Source organism: Candidatus Pelagisphaera phototrophica, from assembly GCF_014529625.1.
GTDB classification, from domain to species: domain Bacteria; phylum Verrucomicrobiota; class Verrucomicrobiia; order Opitutales; family Opitutaceae; genus Pelagisphaera; species Pelagisphaera phototrophica.
The window spans coordinates 2,051,016-2,067,252 of the sequence record NZ_CP076039.1; the positions used below are offsets into that span (position 1 = coordinate 2,051,016).

Below are 16,237 nucleotides of genomic sequence, written 5' to 3' on the forward strand. Positions count from 1 at the left end.
TTGGCTCGTTGGGAATACAATCCATCTTCTGCATCTATAGTTGGGACGTTACGCAGAGAGCTCAACATCAGTCCTTCAGCCGCAGAGCTTGTGGCGAAGGCTGGATTTGAGGACAGCGACGAAGCCAGGCGATTCCTTTACCCGCGCCTGAGTGAAATATCCAACCCGTTCGAAATACCCAACCTTGAAAAGGCGGCTCATCGCGTTTGCCAAGCGATCGACCAAGTTCAACGAATCGTAATTTGTGGAGACTACGATGTCGACGGAGTCACAAGTACCGCATTGCTTGTGGATATACTCCAAAAGTTCAATACGTACCCGAAATTCATTGTCCCACTTCGTAGTGAAGAAGGGTATGGGCTAAGTCGCAAGGCAGCAGAACGGGCCCTGGACTGCGGGGACAAGGCGGATCTGTTTATTGCTCTGGACTGCGGCACAAACTCTTTTGAAGAGGCCCAGTACATTTTGTCTTGCGGATGCGATTTGCTTATCGTGGATCACCACCAGACAAAGACCCCTTTGCCGGAAGGGGTGTTGCTTGTCAATCCGCACGTATTTGGAGAGGAGGAATGTCAAACTTTGAACTTCTGTACGGTCGGTTTGGTCTTTAAGCTTGCCCATGGAATTCTGAAATTAAAGCGGGAACGTCAAGAGGCGCGCGCGTTTGAGATTACATTGAAAGACTACCTCGACTTTGTATCCATGGGGACGATCGCCGATCTCGTACCGCTGACTAACGAGAACCGGATATTTACACGCATCGGTCTGAAAGCACTTTCTCAGACCAAACGAAAGGGTCTAAGCAGTCTGATGAATGTATCTGGAATGACGGCCCGTCACGGAGTGAGACCGGTTGACATATCGTTTAAGCTCGGACCCCGCATCAATGCTAGTGGGCGACTGGCGGACGCGGCGTTGGCAGTGGAGCTTTTGTTAAGCGATGACGCCTCCTATTGCATGGAGACATCTTTGAAGCTGGACTCGTTCAACCGTGAGCGTCAAAAGATAGAAAAGAATATAGTAGAAGAGGCCATGAGGCAAGTTGAGTCGCATCAGTCCGAGAGTCATGGAATTGTGGTTTATGGGGATGACTGGCATCCAGGGGTAGTGGGTATCGTTGCCAGCCGCCTTTCACGGGCCTATGACCGGCCTTGTATCGTCCTCGGAAAGGATGGGGAATTAGCAAAGGGGTCCGGACGTAGTGTGGAGGGAGTCAATTTGGTGGAGGTGCTCGAGGACTTTTCCGACAAACTGGAAAGCTGGGGAGGGCACCCCATGGCAATCGGCGTGAGCGCGCTGATTGAACGCGTGGAGGATTTGCGGTCGTTTTTCGATCAGTCCGTCAAGAAGTTTATCGAAACCCATACGTACGAAAAGACGGTTAAGCTTTCCACCTATCTTGAACTCGAGGAGGCATCGGCAGAGTTTATGGACGAGATTTCTCTTTTGCAGCCTTTTGGTCAGGAGAATCCGGAACCCATTTTCGCTACAAAGCGGGTCGTTTTTAAACAGAAACCCAAAGTTTTCAAAGAGAAGCACTTTAGATTTTACTTATCCGATAAACGAGGCAGAGCCATACAGGGGGTCGCTTGGAAGATGGCCCACCGAGTTCCCGTTGTGAATAAGCCGGTTGATATTGCCTATCGCCTAGCCTGGAATTCCTTTGGCAATCAAAAGGTCTTACAGATTGAATTGATCGACTGGCGAGAGACTCATTAGGAAGTAGATTACATTACAGAAATTTGCGATGGACCTTGAGCGTATTTATTCGATTTCAAGACCGGTTTCCGCACTGATCATTGGAGGCCTTATGCTCCTGTCGTTTGGATGTTCCCGTATAGAAGAGTCTCCTCAAAACGTTTTCGCCGCGTTTGAATCCGTCCTTGAAAAAGGGGAACTAAACCAACTTGACAGCTTCGCCAGTCGAAACTCGGTTCAGTATTTTCAGGGCCTTCAACCCTGGATCGTCCGTGGAGACGAAAAATCGTTGAAAAAACTGACTCCCTTTGATCGGTACTTGATTCTGGTCTTGCGAATGCACCTTGACTCTTGGTCACTCACGGATTGGCAAGACTGGAACGAGGCTCTTGATTCGGGAAAACAGAACCATGCCGTCAGTGGATATCTGAGAGAGGCCCTAGACGAATTATTCTTCAAAACGGCCTTAGGGAAAGTGGATTTTATTAATGGCATAACGGCTGGCCAACTGCTTCGTCTAGGATCACCGACCGGTTTGAGTTTACGCTTCATCAATGAGGAAGGGTGGAAAATTGAGCTCTCTCGGCTATTTTGTGATTCCTTTGAACAAAAACTAAAACCGTATCTATCGGACCAATACAGAAATCGAGATCGAGTTTGGGAAATGCTGAAGAAGGAATACGGCGATCGCATAGATCGAAGCCTCTATCATTCTAGGATTGCCAATGCGTCGGGGAACTAGAAGCTCACTAAGCAATATGGCGATATCAGAAGACATCCGAATCGGCGTCATTGGTGCTGGTACCAATACAAAGCTGAAACACATTCCTGGCCTACAAGAGATTGAAGGCGTTAGCATCGATGTGGTATGCAATCGCTCCGAAGCATCGTCGAGCAAAGCGGCGGGCGAGTTTGGAATCGGTCGAATTGCAAGTAGCTGGCAGGAAGTCGTCGCAGACGATTCGATTGACGCGATTTGTATTGGCACATGGCCCTACCTGCATGCACCAATAACGATTGCTGCCTTAGAAGCTGGCAAACATGTGCTAACCGAGGCTCGAATGGCAATGAATGAAAAAGAGGCAGAAGAAATGCTGAACGCCTCGTTGTCTCGCCCTGATCTCGTTGCTCAGATCGTGCCTTCTCCCTTTACGCTTAAGTGGGATCAGACCATTAAGAAAATCCTCGAATCTGGCGAACTGGGTGATCTTCGGGAAATCAGTGTAATCAAGACTTTGCCCATGAACGCCAATGAGCGGGATCCTATGAATTGGCGCCAGAATATTGAATACAGTGGTAACAACACAATGATGTTAGGGATTTACTATGAGGTCGTGCAGCGCTGGATCCAAAGAAACCCAAGTCGAGTGTGGTCGCACGGACGTATTTTCTCAAAGAACCGTGACAATGCCGAAGCAGGTGGACCTAGAGCGGTAGAAATTCCGGAAAGCCTAACATTCGTCGCGGATTACGGCGATGGGCTTCAATTAACCGGTATTATGAGTGGGGTCGAATTGGGAAGTGGAAGAGACGAGTACGCCATCAGTGGAGCCAAGGGTACGATTAGGTTGGATTTGAAAACCGGTACGCTCTACCGCTCGCTAATAGATGAAGAAGAGCAGATCGTCGAACCGCAAGAAGAGGACGTTGCCGATTGGAACGTAGAGGCCGATTTCATTGCAAGCATACGGGAAGGGAAACCGATATCGCTCACAAACTTCACGGATGGATTGAACTATATGAAATTCGCCGAGGCCGCCCGGAATTCGTTTAACGCCGGCGGTGAGTGGATGACGCTTAGCTAGATGTTCGCCCCTTAGCTTCCTGGCTTGAAAGCAGGGACCGATTGCAGATGTTCAGGGAGCTCATTGGGATCGTAGGTCGGAAAGCTCATCTCGAGAAGGGAGACGAGCGGGCAGTCAAAATTGGCTTTCCCTTCGCTGCGATCGACCAGAACCGCGATTCCAGCAACCTTTCCACCATTCGATTTGACGATATCCACTGCCTCCTGAGCCCTCCCACCACGAGTAATGACGTCTTCAACGATGAGGATGGGCTCGTCTGGCTCGATTTTGAAACCTCGCCTGAGTACAAGGCGGTCGTTCTCCTTCTCCACGAAAATGTAACGGGCGTTAAACTGCCGCGCGACTTCCTGCCCCACCACTAGTCCACCCATAGCGGGCGCGAGAACGGTCTTAAAGGCCAGCTTTTCCAGTCTAGGTTTAAGTAGTTCGATTAGCCGTGTGACTTCCGCCATGTGCTGGCAAACTTGGGCGCATTGAAAAAAGTGTTCGCTTCTGAGTCCTGATCGCAGAATGAAGTGCCCTTGAAGAAGGGCGCCTGTTGACCGGAAAATATCTAGAACCTCATCGTTTGTAGACTGCATCACCCGCCAAAATTGCGAACCCGATGGAAAGAATCCAGTAAATTATGCCTCGAGGGGCATCGCAAAGTCGGAACCATACTGATTTCTCAGGTACTAATCCAAGTAGCCGATTTACAGGCTAGGCGACGATACAGGTGGATCAAGAAGCGACAGGACTGGCAGGTGGATGGCTTTGGGGAGCACTTTGGGTTGCCTATGCCTACTTCTACGGGCGATACTTTGGTCACGTAGCCCGCCGCCTCAAACCTGATTTGGGTAATGCGGGCCTTCCCGGTTCACGGGAACGACTGGCGGCAAAGCAATCCTGGTGTTACCGGCTTTCCGCGTTCATGCTCATTCCAACTTTCCTTGAATTGATTCGAAGCAGTCTTTTCACGAGTGGAGTAATCTCAATTCTTCCTTGTCTGTTCGGAGTATGGGTTATGCACGCTGTTTGGCGCGAAGTACTGCGCTCAAAGGTTCCAAATTCGGAATACGCGAACAGGCAGAGACGTTAGGATAGATAACTTAGTCTACAGGACTCATTCCCAATCGTAGTTGTTTCTTAAAAGCGGCGGAGATTTTCCTGAAGGCCAGGAAATGGCTGGCGCTGTGCGTTCTTAGCCAAGGCGCTCAACCAGAAAATCTGTTCCCTTCACCGGCTTCTTGGCAGGTCCTCTTGATACAAAGTAATGGAAGGCACGCTTTTCCGTTGAATTCCTTTTCCGGTTTCGAAACAATACCGAGGTTGGATCTTGAGTTCAAGGTTCTCCTGCAAAAACAAAACCCCTCACTATGTTCTTAACACGTCGAAATCTCCTTGGTGGCGCGCTTTTGCTACCGATCCTTTTTCCTGCTCTGGCTCAGGGCCAAGGTCTCAGTTCCATCAATACAGGCGACACCGCTTGGATCTTAACTTCCAGTGCGCTTGTGCTTTTCATGACCATACCGGGACTGGCTCTTTTTTATGCGGGTCTAGTTCGAGGCAGAAATGTGCTCTCGGTCCTAATGCACTGTTTTGTCCTCACGGCGTTTATGAGCGTTATTTGGCTGTTTGTTGGATATAGCATGGCATTTTCAACTGCGGGTATGGAAGAGGGGAAGGTAGGTTGGAACGCCTTCGTCGGCGGATTCGACAAGTCTTTCCTGAACGGAGTAGCGGCTGACTCGGAATGGGGAACGATACCCGAGCCGTTGTTCGCCATGTTTCAAATGACGTTCTTTGTCATCACGCCAGCCCTGATGGTAGGGGCTTTTGCAGAGCGCATGAAGTTCTCCGCCATGCTCTGGTTCTGTGGGCTGTGGGGGGTTTTGGTTTACCTTCCAGTGTGCCACATGATTTGGGGAGGTGCCGGTGGCTATCTGGCGGACATGGGTGTCATCGATTTTGCAGGTGGACTGGTTGTTCACATCACGGCAGGCGTCGGAGCGCTACTTGCCTGTATCATGGTTGGCAAGCGTTGCGATTACCCGAAAGGGCAGATACTGCCTCACAATCTAGCCATGACAGTTACCGGAGCCGGCATGCTGTGGGTTGGCTGGTTCGGATTTAACGGGGGCAGCGCGCTTGGAGCAAATGGAGATGCCGCTATGGCGATTCTAGTGACTCACCTATCTGCATCTAGTGCAACTCTGGGATGGATGGCCATCGAATGGATGAGGAATGGCAAGCCCAGTTTACTTGGCGCGGCAACCGGTTCTATCGCTGGATTGGCAGCGATTACGCCCGCTAGCGGTTCGGTCGGCCCATTGGGAGCTGTCGTAATCGGCATTTGCTCTGCGATCTTGTGCTATTGGATGTGTACCAAAATTAAAAGCAAGTTTCAGTACGATGACTCGCTCGATGTTTTTGGCGTACACGGTGTGGGTGGATTTGTCGGGACACTACTGGTTGCCGTATTTGGAGCTCCTGCTCTTGGTGGAAAGGTCGAAGGTTTGGAAATAGGGAAGCAGCTCGGTGTACAGGCTTTCGCAGTCTTGATCGTCGCCTTATTCACGCTTGTTATTAGCTACATTATTCTCAAGGGAATCCAGTCAACGATTGGATTGAGAGTCGAGGAACAGGATGAGGTTACTGGCCTCGACTTAAGCTCGCATGGAGAAACTGGATACAACGACTAGCTTTAGTCCAGGGAAGCAGCGAGAAGTCGAATTGTTTGGAAGCCTGTTTTGCCCCTAGACAAAGCAGGCCACCCGTTTTTTTGAGGAGAAAGGCATTTCCTTTGATTACAAAGAAGTACCCATGATTCTTGGATTGAAATTACCTTTGTAAAACTACTTGGAAATGAAACGCCGTTCGAATGGATTGAAAACGGTACCTCAAATCTTCATATCCGGTGACTACTATGGCGACGAAGAGCGGTTTTTTGCGGACGATCGCGATGGCCTACTCGACGCGGCTCTGCGAGGTGAGCCCTTTGCAGGATAGCAGTCGATTGGTGCATAAAAAAACGGCGTCGCGAGTTACGACACCGTTTATGAATTTGATTTTTTAAATACGACTAGGAAGTAGAAACTTCTGAAATCGTCTTTAGAACCCGAGAACAAATCTGATAGGGGTCGCCTTGTGAGTTGGGACGACGGTCTTCTAAATAGCCCTGATACTTGTCGTCCGCGACAAAGGCGTGCGGTACGCGAATCGAAGCACCACGGTCAGCAATGCCCCAAGAGAACTTGTCGATAGACTGTGTCTCATGAAGACCGGTCAAGCGCATGTGATTGTCGGGACCATAGGCCGCAATGTGCTCTTCCTTGTTCTTCTCAAACGCATCCATGAGAGCGAGGAAGTAGTCCTTGCCGCCCACTTCACGCAGGTGTTTGGTCGAGAAGTTACAATGCATACCAGAGCCATTCCAGTCGCCTTGGAAGGGTTTACAGTGATACTCAACGGTTACTTCGTATTTCTCAGTCAAACACTGAAGAAGATAGCGAGCCACCCAGATGTCATCAGCACAGTTTTTAGAACCCTTGGCGAAAACTTGGAATTCCCACTGGCCTTTCGCAACTTCAGCGTTGATCCCTTCGTGGTTGATCCCAGCGGCCAGACATAGCTCTAGATGCTCATCAACAATTTCACGAGCAATCCCACCAACGTTTTGATATCCAACTCCAGTATAGTATTCGCCTTGTGGATCCGGGTAGCCAGACTCAGGCCAGCCTAGGGGACGTCCATCTTCAAAAAGAAAGTACTCTTGCTCTAGTCCGAACCAAGCGTCTTCGTCATCAATAATCGATGCGCGATGGTTGCTTGGATGAGGATCGCCGTTGGGAAGCATCACTTCGCACATGACGATGAAGGCATTATTACGTCCGGCATCCGGATAGAGCTTAACGGGTTTCAGCATGCAGTCGGAATCGCTACCGTCAGCCTGCTGCGTCGAGCTACCGTCGAATCCCCACATAGGGCAATCGTCGAGAGAATTTGGCGCTTCAGAAGCGATACGCGTTTTTCCGCGTAAATTAGGAACGGGCGTGTAGCCATCTAGCCATATGTATTCGAGCTTGTATTTAGCCATAATTATTGTCGTTACTTATTAAGGGTTTGATTGTCCTGACGGTGTTAAACGAACTTCAGGAGCAGGCTGCCAAAAATGGAACAGGGTACGAAATGAGCAAAAGATGTGCCGACATTCAACAAATTTTCGAACTAATTGATAATTTATGGAAATCGCTCATTTTCGCTCTCCCGAACGCTCAAAATAGATCATGCGAGAGATTAAAGATACACAGCGTGCTACGGTTCGGATAGGATATGACGGTCGCGTTCACAAAACCTTCCGTGGACAGGATGCCACAGATCGGTACACTAATGAAGTGAGAGTCCTGCAGTACCTCGAAGAAAAGGGGTGTACCTTCGTCCCAAGACTTCTTAAATGGGATGAAGAGGACCTGAGTCTCGTTACCACAAATTGCGGTTCACGTGTTGAGGATTCGATCAGCGATACAAGAACGACCGAACTTTACAAAGAGCTTGAACGCGACTTTGGCGTGCGGCACGAGGATCCCTTTGCCCGTAACATCACGTATGATCCCAGGCTCGGCCGATTTTGTATAATCGATTTTGAATACGCTGTGATCCTTGAAAAGGGGGAGGGGCTTTTGCAGCCCGAATCCAGAACTGACCATGAGCGAAAACGATAGCCAATCGAATGAAATCTCAGTCGGCTGGAATGGAATTACCGACGTCGGTCGATTTAGGACCAACAACGAAGACGCCTTTCTCGCCCTAAATATTGATGCTCAGGAAGTTCGATACTTAGGCAAGGATGGTTCCGCATCCATGGATGGAGATGACTTCATCTTCGCAGTTAGTGACGGCATGGGCGGGGCGAACGCCGGAGAGTTCGCCAGCAAGATCGCGGTCGACAAAATTACGGAGTTGCTGCCCAAGACGTTTCATCTGGGAGCCATGGGGCTTGATCGGAGATGCGGTCAGATCTTGTCGGAGCTCTTCAGTCGTATCCACGAGGAGATGGTGCAAATGGGTACCTACTACGAAGAATGCCGAGGTATGGGCGCGACCTTGAGTCTTTGCTGGCTGACGCCTTCGGTCATGCATTTTGGCCACGTAGGAGACAGCCGAATCTACTATTTGCCGAAAGAAGGTGAATTCACGCAAATCACCGAGGACCATACACATGTAGGCTATCTTTTTCGGCAGGGAAAAATTACAGAATACGAAGCGAGAACGAGAAGGGATCGAAATATTCTAGACCAGGCTCTGGGTGGAAACATTCAGCGACTAGATCCACAGATCGGCTCAGTGGTTTACTCTCCGGGTGATAGGTTTGTCCTTTGCACTGACGGGGTTACGGACGGCATATCGAATCGTCGCATCCATTCACTCGTAGCGTTTCCTCCTTCTAATATGGAATCCTTGAATCCTGCGGAACGCTTGGTGTACGATGCCAAAGAGGAAAGCGGGTGCGATAATCTGACCTGCTTAGTCCTTACCCTCGAGTAGGATACTGAGTGTGACGAGCAATTCGTAGGATTGAGAAATGCTCGGCTGGTTCTAGAATTGAGCATGTGCGCCCAATAACTACTTTACAATCATCTGGTCTACGGACTTGCCCGCAGGAATCATTGGGAGGACATGTTCCGTGTACGGAGTGATCACATCAAGCAGGAAGGCTTCGTCGCTATCCAGCATTTCCTGGACGGCATCCCTCAACTCCTCTTTTTTGTGAACACGTCGAGCAGGGAGGCCGAAGCCGTTGGCGATTTGCACGTAATTCGGATATAGGCCACCTAGGTTCTCGGGTGAACCGATGTTAGTCTCGTCGCCGAGGATAGTGTTACCCCGAACACTTTCATAAAACCGGTCTTCCCACTGCATGACCATGCCGAGATGCTGATTGTTTAGAATCATAGCCTTGGCAGCGATTTTTTCGATCTTAGCAGTAGCCAGTTCCTGAACGTTCATGACGAAGGAGCCATCCCCGTCGATATCGATCACTTGCTTGTCGGGGCAAGCGACCTTCGCTCCAAGAGCAGCAGGGTACCCGTATCCCATCGATCCAAGGCCTAGCGACGATATATGGTGGCGGGGATATTTGAAATCATAGTACTGAGCGGCCCACATTTGGTGCTGGCCGACGCCTGTTGAAATAATCGCTTCGCCATTGGTAAGTTCGTACAATACCCGAATCGCTTCCTGACCCAAAATATGAGGGCTCTCTTCGTAGGAGAAAGGAAACTCTTTCTTCCAGTCTTGGATTTGCTCTACCCATTGGCCAAAATCAGGCTTTTTGAAATCGGCCTGGTCCATGAGCTCGACCATCCGACCCATGGCATGGGCGATATCTCCCGTAATGGGGTGATGCACAATTTTGTTCTTGTTGTGCTCAGACGCATCTATGTCAATATGGACAATTTCAGCTTGTGGTGCAAACTTGGATACGTCGCCAGTGATGCGATCGTCAAATCGGACACCGAAGGCGAGTAGCAAGTCGCAGTTATGGACCGCCAGATTTCCGTAGGCGGAACCATGCATCCCAAACCACTTGGTTGAAAGCAGATGGGTTTCAGGAAAGGCGCCGACCCCCATCAGGGTGGACGAGCAAGGTACTCCTGTTTTCTCAATAAAGGCTCCCAATTCATCGTACGCCTCGGCCGCGACAATTCCACCTCCATAGTAAACCATCGGGCGTTTGGCCTCTTCAATGAGATGGAGAATATTCTTCAACTGCCGATCCGTGGCGTAAGTCGGCAGCTTGGAATCGAGAAGGGTGATCTCTCCCGGCCATTCCGGTACGATCATATTCTGCTGAACATCCTTGGGAATGTCGACAACGACAGGACCGGGTCGGCCCGTAGTGGCCACTTTGAAAGCCTCTTTAACCGTGTAAGCGAGGTCCTTGATATCCATGACCAAGTAGCTGTGCTTGACCACAGGAAGCGTCATTCCAAAGAAATCAGTTTCCTGGAATGCGGCTTTGCCGATGAACTTCGTATAAACTTGGCCGGTAATGCAGACGAGGGGCGTGCTGTCCATAAAGGCGTCCGCGATCGCCGTCATCAGATTAGTGGCCCCAGGACCGCTAGTCGCCATGCATACTCCCGGTTTGCCCGTTGCTCGTGCATATCCCTCAGCGGCGAACGATCCGCCTTGCTCGTGGCGGGGGAGAATCGTGCGGATCCGGTCCTTCGCTTTTGCGAGCGACTGATGCATCTCCATGGATGCGCCTCCCGGATAGGCGAAAATGTCGGTGACCCCTTCTCTGATCAGAGATTCGACTAGGATGTCGGCTCCATTCACTTCTTGGGTGGCTTGAGAAGGCTTCTTAACGTCTGTGGTTGCACTCATCGTAAGTTGATTTTTGGCGAAATAAAGGAGTCCAGGCTTAGCCCTGGCAAGTAGGTTTCGCAGTTTCTCTAAAAGTTTGCTGGGATTTTATATTTCCTCTCAGGAAGCGGCCTCGTTAATGTCGATTACTTTCCCATCATTTAACTCTCCAAGAGTGCGATAACGGGCGTATCGCTTTTCCAGGAGCTGATCCTTCGTGAGTTTCACGAGCTCGGCCAAGTGGCTCCGAACGGCTTTACCCACGGAATTCGCTGCTTCCTCTGGAGAGTTTTGGGCCCCGCCCATGGGTTCTTCGATGACGTCGTCGACGACTCCTAGACGCTTGAGAAGCGCCTGATCGCCTAACCTCAATGCGGAGGCGGCTTTGGATGCCTGAGAACGATCCTTCCATAGAATGGCAGAACAGCTTTCCGGTGAAATTACGGAGTAATACGCGTTTTCGAGGATCAGAACCCGATCTCCGACTGCGATACCAAGAGCACCACCCGATCCGCCTTCGCCAACCACTACTGTGACTATGGGCACCTCCATCTGGCTCATCTCACGGATATTGACGGCAATGGCCTCCGCTACATGGCGTTCCTCCGAACCCACGCCAGGGTAGGCCCCGGGTGTATCGACCCATGTGATGATGGGAAGGCCGAATTTCTCTGCCAGCTTCATGAGACGCAGTGCTTTACGATACCCTTCGGGATTCGGCATTCCGAAATTTCGGAGGATGTTCTCCTTCGTATTGCGGCCTTTTTGCTGGGCAATGATCATGACAGCCTTGCCGTCAAGGAATGCCGTACCGCCTAGAATCGATTTGTCGTCCCTGAATTGACGATCCCCATGCATTTCCCGGAAGCCCTCGAAAATGGAGTTCACATAATCCAGAGAATACGGCCGCAAGGGATGGCGGGCGAGCTGGACCCTTTGCCAAGACGAGAGGTTCGAATAGATCGAACGCTTGGTTTGCTCGATTTTCGCCTCGATCGCGCTAATTTCGTTCGATACGTCGATGTGGTTCTCTTCTGACAACTGATGCAGGGCATCAAGCTGCTTGATCAGACCGCGAAGCGGCTTTTCAAAGTCGAGAGCATATTTCATGTCCATAGGCCTGAATCGTGAAAAGTGGCGGAATATGTGAGTGAGAAGTTGAAAGTCGAGGTTAAAGGGCGCGTCTGAAATTGGGCTTTATCCGGTGACATCCAAGCCGGTTTTTGCCTGATCCGGATTCTTGAGCTGTTCTTTCCAATCGGCTATTTTCGCCTGAGCTCCAAAATGCTCAGCCTTTTCCTTTGAGCCTAGCTCGAGCCAAATACGTGAAAGGCTAGTGTTGATAAAGAGGTCGTCTGGATCAAGGGCGTGGGCCTTTTCGGCAGCCTGAAGCGCTTCTGCGTATTGTTTTTCGGAATAGCGTATCTCGCACAGGGCATGCCAGGCAGCGAAACACTCAGGATGCGATTCCAGCAGGTTCTCCAGCTTTGAAATGGCGATGGGGGCGTCGCCCATCGTGAAATCGAAGGTGGCGTCTTCTATTGCGCTTTGGGTTTCTTCTGAATCTGGCATTGGTCTGGAAATCGGATTCCCCCGCATTTCTGACGGTTAAGATAGGCGAACGTTCAAGAATTGTCTAGTCAAGGTGTGCGAAAATCAGAGAATTAGCATCGCGTCCCCGTAGCTTAAAAACCGATAGTCGTGGGCCAGGGCCTCTTTGTAAATATCTTTTAACCAAGCAATTCCTTCAGTGGAACCCGGTTTAAGAAAGGCGGAGGCCAGGCAAAGTAGAGTCGATTTCGGCAGGTGGAAATTTGTGATAAGCGCATCGACTCCTAGGAATGCGCATGGGGGATAGAGAAATAGGGCCGCTTCCCCTGTGAAAACAGGGCTTTGGACCGTGCCGCATTTTCGCAGGTAATCCTCGACGCTACGCACGCTCGTGGTCCCGATGCAAATGCGGCGCTCGCCCCCTTCTGGAGCCTCCCGCAAGGCTTTTTGAGCGGATTCCGGGATCTCATAGATCTCCCGATGGATCTGGTGGGACTCAACGGAGCCTTCGTCCAGTGGTTTGAACGTTCCCATTCCGACGTGCAGTGTAAGGTCGTGGAATTGACCTCCCAGGCCCTCTATCGATTTGACGAGTGCCGGCGTAAAGTGCAGGCCGGCGGTAGGGGCCGCTGCGGCGACCGTCTTTTCGGACTTTGCATAGACTGTCTGATATCGGTCTCTGTCGGATCGGTCCCTTGGATCATTCTTTTCCCGATCGATGTAGGGGGGGAGCGGCATTTTGCCAAGATTCTCGGCCATGCTTGCGACGGATCCCTCATTTTTCATGCTGAAACTCACGCGATACTCAGCCTGTGCATTTTTCTCAAGCACGGTGGCATCCAATTCGTTTTCAACGGAAAAAACGGCACCCTCAGGAAGTTTTTTTCCCGGCTTTAGGAGACACCACCATTGCTCATTTGAAGTCTTGTTCGAATCTGATGAGGCCTTTCCTGCAGGACGAAGAAGCAGGCATTCGACTCGGCCTCCCGTTGGTCGACGGGCGAAGATTCGGGCGGGAAGCACTTTGGCGGTATTTCGAAAAAACAAGTCCGTGGGTTTAGTATAGTCCAGTAGGTCCCGGAACTTTCGATGTTCAATCGTCTGGCTAGACCGATGTACTACAAGAAGGCGGGACTCGTCACGAGCCGGAAGCGGTTCTTGGGCGATCCGGTCAGGTGGTAGTTCGTAGTCAAATAGGGCAGCGTCCATACGAAAGCCCGCGAGTGTTTCATACCCCAATTCGGTGTCGAGCGATTATTGAATTCGGCCCTCTTAAACTCCGAGACAATCCGAGTTGGCGGAGTTAGATCGGGAAGAGGGTCGAGCCCATCTCACAAAGACGGGAAGTGGCTCGCACTGATAGAGGGTGTCGAGCACTTGTGGAATAGGTCTTTCATTTTCGAAAAAAGCCCTTGATCTTTGTTTTAAATGCATAACTCTAGTCGCCCTTTTAAGGGCTACGGTAGGATACTCAAGTGGCCAACGAGGGGAGACTGTAAATCTCCTGGGGCAACCCTACACAGGTTCGAATCCTGTTCCTACCACCATCATTCGCGGAGGCTACGGATAGCACGCCTTCTAGAACAAAGCTGTCCGATTCTGGGTAGACTCCGCAGGAACAGGATGAGATCCGAAAAGGCTCGCCGAAGCGGAGCGGAGATGGGGCTCGCGAAGCGAGAGTTCGAAGGACTTTGAGAGGATCGAAAACCAATCCTGTTTCGATTGAGCACAGTCAATCATTGTCATCAGCAGGTAGGGCTGACTATCCCTAGTCAACCGGGCCCGCCGTCCTTTCTGGAATACTGCAGCCGACGAGAGATAGTAATCACTACCGATTTTCTATCTACAACATCCTGCTCTCTTGAAAGCTGTACCAACCTAATCCAGATGGATCGGTTTTGGGGCTTCCGGCAATAACGTGATCCAATATGGGAATTCCCAAAACGTTAGAGGCGTCTCTCAATTGGCGTGTTACCTTGATATCCGCTGCGCTGGGAGAGGGGTCCCCGCTTGGGTGGTTGTGGACGCAGATGACCGCACTGGCGCCAAACCGAATCGCTTCCCGGAAAACCTCTCGTGGGTGAACGAGGCTATTGCTGGCCGTTCCAGAAGTAGCTTCGCAAACGCGCAGCAAACGGTTCTTCCGATTGAGGCAAAGCGTCCAAAACTTTTCAACCCCGAGTCCAATCGTTCGCGATCGCATGTATTTGAATACACGTTTCGGATCATCGAGAATAGGAATATCCTCTTCCTCGCTGGCAAGAATGCGTCGACAGATTTCAATGACAACCACGAGTTGAAGAGCTTTCACTTTTCCGATACCTTTGAATTTCACGAACTCGCCATCGCTCCAGTGGATCAATTGGGACAGCGAGCCCGCGTCATTCAACAAAGATCCTGCCACGTTGAGCACGTTGTGCCCTTTGCTTCCGCTGCGCAGAATCATGGCAATCAGTTCTACGTCGCTCAGGGCGGACGCCCCCAGGCGTTCGAGACGCTCTTGAGGTCGCTCGGCTTCGGCGATCTCCATCAGTTTAGAGTGCGCAGGCATAGACGAGGAGAATGGGGTATTCGAAACACGCTCTGGTCACTGTCGCAAGAGTGACGGAGCGGCTCTGTGAGTTGGTATTATGTTGAAAAGCGACTGAACATTAGCGTGAGAATACATTCGCATCACGGCAAGCCAATTGGACCCGTGGTCGCCGGTTCTTAGGGAGTAAAAAAGTAGCGCAGCACTTCAGCCTGAGCGAATAGCGGAAACTTAGCGCTCAGGCCGAAGCACTGGGCTACTTTCCATAGAAACCGCCCAATAGCACCTTAGTTGAACCGGCGCACGTATCCGTCGCGCCGCAACCGTGCCAGCTGACGATCCTGCTCTTCTTGTGCCATCTGAGAAACGAGCATACTCGCAATGTTGTCGCGAACCTCTGTCAAAGGCGTGTATCCATTGTCTCTGCGGTCTTGGGCGTAAAGGAGGAAAATCTTGTTTTTCAGCTTGATAGGCTGGGAGTATTCACTGGGCTTCAGACTGAAAGCGACCTCCGCGAGTTCGGGAATCAGCGCCTTGCGTTCAACCCATCCCCAGTCGCCGCCTTTGTCTTTTTTGGAGTCCTGACTGTATTTTTTTGCGAGTTCGGCAAAATCAACCCCGTCATCGAGCTGCTTTATGATTTCCTCGCCAGTTTGTTCCAAAAGCCCGGGATCCTCATCAGCGAGGGCTGCCAGGATGATCAGCCGCAAATGCACGGACTCCGGCTCGAAGAAAGCTTCCTTGTTTTCATTGTAGAACTCTTCTACTCTCACGGGACTAACGAAACTCTCGGACTTGGTCATCTTCTGACGCATAAAACCCACGATCATTTCGTCACGAATCTCTATATCATATTCGTCAGGGGTTTTGCCTATCGATTGGAGGTAAGCTAAAAAATTGGATCGATCCCCATCGAATTGCTCGATAATACGCTCGTCGACCTCATTCCGGACGTAACTGCTGGGTATCTGTCCCTTGTCCTCGTAAAACTGCTTCACGATCAACACGTTATCCGTGAGCGTTTGGATGACTTGGTCTTCCGCTTCGTCTAAAAGCTGGTTGAACTCAACGGGGTCGCCTTTTGAATCCGCTTGGATTTGCGGAATGTAAGGCATGATTTGCCGCCGCACGTCATCCGCAGTTATAATCTCCTCTTCAACGATGGCTGCTATTCCATTAGCATAGCGGGCATTGACCATGTTAGCCGCGTCTTCCTCGCTGATTTGGGAGAAGACTGGGGTGGCCGAAAGGCAAATTAAGGCGATGGATACGTGGCGAATCATTGTAGGAAAAAGACAATAAATGA

The 16,237-nt window shown here is 50.7% G+C and carries 16 protein-coding genes and 1 tRNA gene; 9 read left to right on the forward strand and 8 right to left on the reverse strand.

Going from position 1 to position 16,237, the window contains the following annotated elements:
• The 3 genes from recJ to GA004_RS08835 are packed head-to-tail and all read left to right on the forward strand — an operon-like array spanning position 1 to position 3,503.
• Positions 1 to 1,719, forward strand: a complete 1,719-nt coding sequence (gene recJ, locus GA004_RS08825) for a single-stranded-DNA-specific exonuclease RecJ (protein ID WP_283393489.1) — start codon at positions 1 to 3, stop codon at positions 1,717 to 1,719.
• Positions 1,720 to 1,747: 28 nt separating this feature from the next.
• Complete coding sequence (locus GA004_RS08830) at positions 1,748 to 2,440, forward strand: hypothetical protein (RefSeq protein WP_283393490.1); 693 nt, start codon at positions 1,748 to 1,750, stop codon at positions 2,438 to 2,440.
• Positions 2,441 to 2,456: 16 nt separating this feature from the next.
• Entirely contained in the window at positions 2,457 to 3,503 is a 1,047-nt protein-coding gene (locus GA004_RS08835; protein WP_283393491.1) for a Gfo/Idh/MocA family protein, read from the forward strand.
• 11 nt (positions 3,504 to 3,514) lie between these two features.
• On the opposite strand, the gene pyrE is transcribed toward GA004_RS08835, so the two are convergent.
• Entirely contained in the window at positions 3,515 to 4,084 is a 570-nt protein-coding gene (gene pyrE / locus GA004_RS08840; RefSeq protein ID WP_283393492.1) for an orotate phosphoribosyltransferase, read from the reverse strand.
• A gap of 134 nt (positions 4,085 to 4,218) precedes the next feature.
• Here pyrE and GA004_RS08845 point away from each other — a divergent pair, with 134 nt between their 5' ends.
• The 3 genes from GA004_RS08845 to GA004_RS08855 all read left to right on the forward strand — a co-directional run bounded on the left by GA004_RS08845 (position 4,219) and on the right by GA004_RS08855 (position 6,491).
• Positions 4,219 to 4,581: a hypothetical protein gene (locus GA004_RS08845; protein WP_283393493.1), complete on the forward strand. Its 363-nt coding sequence runs from the start codon at positions 4,219 to 4,221 to the stop codon at positions 4,579 to 4,581.
• 277 nt (positions 4,582 to 4,858) lie between these two features.
• The gene (locus GA004_RS08850) at positions 4,859 to 6,184 is read left to right on the forward strand and encodes an ammonium transporter (RefSeq protein ID WP_283393494.1); all 1,326 of its coding nucleotides are present in this window, start codon (positions 4,859 to 4,861) and stop codon (positions 6,182 to 6,184) included.
• A 163-nt stretch (positions 6,185 to 6,347) separates the two neighbouring features.
• Complete coding sequence (locus GA004_RS08855; RefSeq protein WP_283393495.1) at positions 6,348 to 6,491, forward strand: thioredoxin domain-containing protein; 144 nt, start codon at positions 6,348 to 6,350, stop codon at positions 6,489 to 6,491.
• Positions 6,492 to 6,564: 73 nt separating this feature from the next.
• Here the strand turns inward: GA004_RS08855 and GA004_RS08860 are convergent, their stop codons facing one another.
• A complete protein-coding gene (locus GA004_RS08860; protein ID WP_283393496.1) occupies positions 6,565 to 7,578 on the reverse strand; it encodes a glutamine synthetase beta-grasp domain-containing protein in 1,014 nt (337 codons plus the stop codon).
• Positions 7,579 to 7,768: 190 nt separating this feature from the next.
• Here GA004_RS08860 and GA004_RS08865 point away from each other — a divergent pair, with 190 nt between their 5' ends.
• Both GA004_RS08865 and GA004_RS08870 read left to right on the forward strand, forming a co-directional pair.
• Complete coding sequence (locus tag GA004_RS08865; RefSeq protein ID WP_283393497.1) at positions 7,769 to 8,203, forward strand: BUD32 family EKC/KEOPS complex subunit; 435 nt, start codon at positions 7,769 to 7,771, stop codon at positions 8,201 to 8,203.
• The gene (locus tag GA004_RS08870) at positions 8,187 to 9,026 is read left to right on the forward strand and encodes a PP2C family protein-serine/threonine phosphatase (protein ID WP_283393498.1); all 840 of its coding nucleotides are present in this window, start codon (positions 8,187 to 8,189) and stop codon (positions 9,024 to 9,026) included. The genes GA004_RS08865 and GA004_RS08870 overlap by 17 nt, the downstream gene beginning before the upstream one ends.
• A gap of 78 nt (positions 9,027 to 9,104) precedes the next feature.
• Here GA004_RS08870 and ilvB read toward each other — a convergent pair whose 3' ends face one another.
• The 4 genes from ilvB to queA form a co-directional block, all read right to left on the reverse strand.
• Positions 9,105 to 10,871, reverse strand: coding sequence for a biosynthetic-type acetolactate synthase large subunit (gene ilvB, locus GA004_RS08875; protein ID WP_283393499.1), 1,767 nt, complete (start codon positions 10,869 to 10,871; stop codon positions 9,105 to 9,107).
• Positions 10,872 to 10,970: 99 nt separating this feature from the next.
• Positions 10,971 to 11,966: an acetyl-CoA carboxylase carboxyltransferase subunit alpha gene (locus GA004_RS08880; protein ID WP_343218795.1), complete on the reverse strand. Its 996-nt coding sequence runs from the start codon at positions 11,964 to 11,966 to the stop codon at positions 10,971 to 10,973.
• Positions 11,967 to 12,047: 81 nt separating this feature from the next.
• Complete coding sequence (locus GA004_RS08885) at positions 12,048 to 12,422, reverse strand: tetratricopeptide repeat protein (protein ID WP_283393501.1); 375 nt, start codon at positions 12,420 to 12,422, stop codon at positions 12,048 to 12,050.
• An 84-nt stretch (positions 12,423 to 12,506) separates the two neighbouring features.
• The gene (queA, locus tag GA004_RS08890) at positions 12,507 to 13,610 is read right to left on the reverse strand and encodes a tRNA preQ1(34) S-adenosylmethionine ribosyltransferase-isomerase QueA (RefSeq protein ID WP_283393502.1); all 1,104 of its coding nucleotides are present in this window, start codon (positions 13,608 to 13,610) and stop codon (positions 12,507 to 12,509) included.
• A gap of 252 nt (positions 13,611 to 13,862) precedes the next feature.
• Here queA and GA004_RS08895 point away from each other — a divergent pair.
• Positions 13,863 to 13,948 (forward strand) — tRNA-Tyr (locus GA004_RS08895).
• 296 nt (positions 13,949 to 14,244) lie between these two features.
• Here GA004_RS08895 and radC read toward each other — a convergent pair.
• Both radC and GA004_RS08905 read right to left on the reverse strand, forming a co-directional pair.
• A complete protein-coding gene (gene radC / locus GA004_RS08900) occupies positions 14,245 to 14,952 on the reverse strand; it encodes a RadC family protein (RefSeq protein WP_283393503.1) in 708 nt (235 codons plus the stop codon).
• Between the two features lie 266 nt (positions 14,953 to 15,218).
• Positions 15,219 to 16,214, reverse strand: coding sequence for a peptidylprolyl isomerase (locus tag GA004_RS08905; RefSeq protein ID WP_283393504.1), 996 nt, complete (start codon positions 16,212 to 16,214; stop codon positions 15,219 to 15,221).
• Between the last annotated feature and the right edge of the window lie 23 nt (positions 16,215 to 16,237).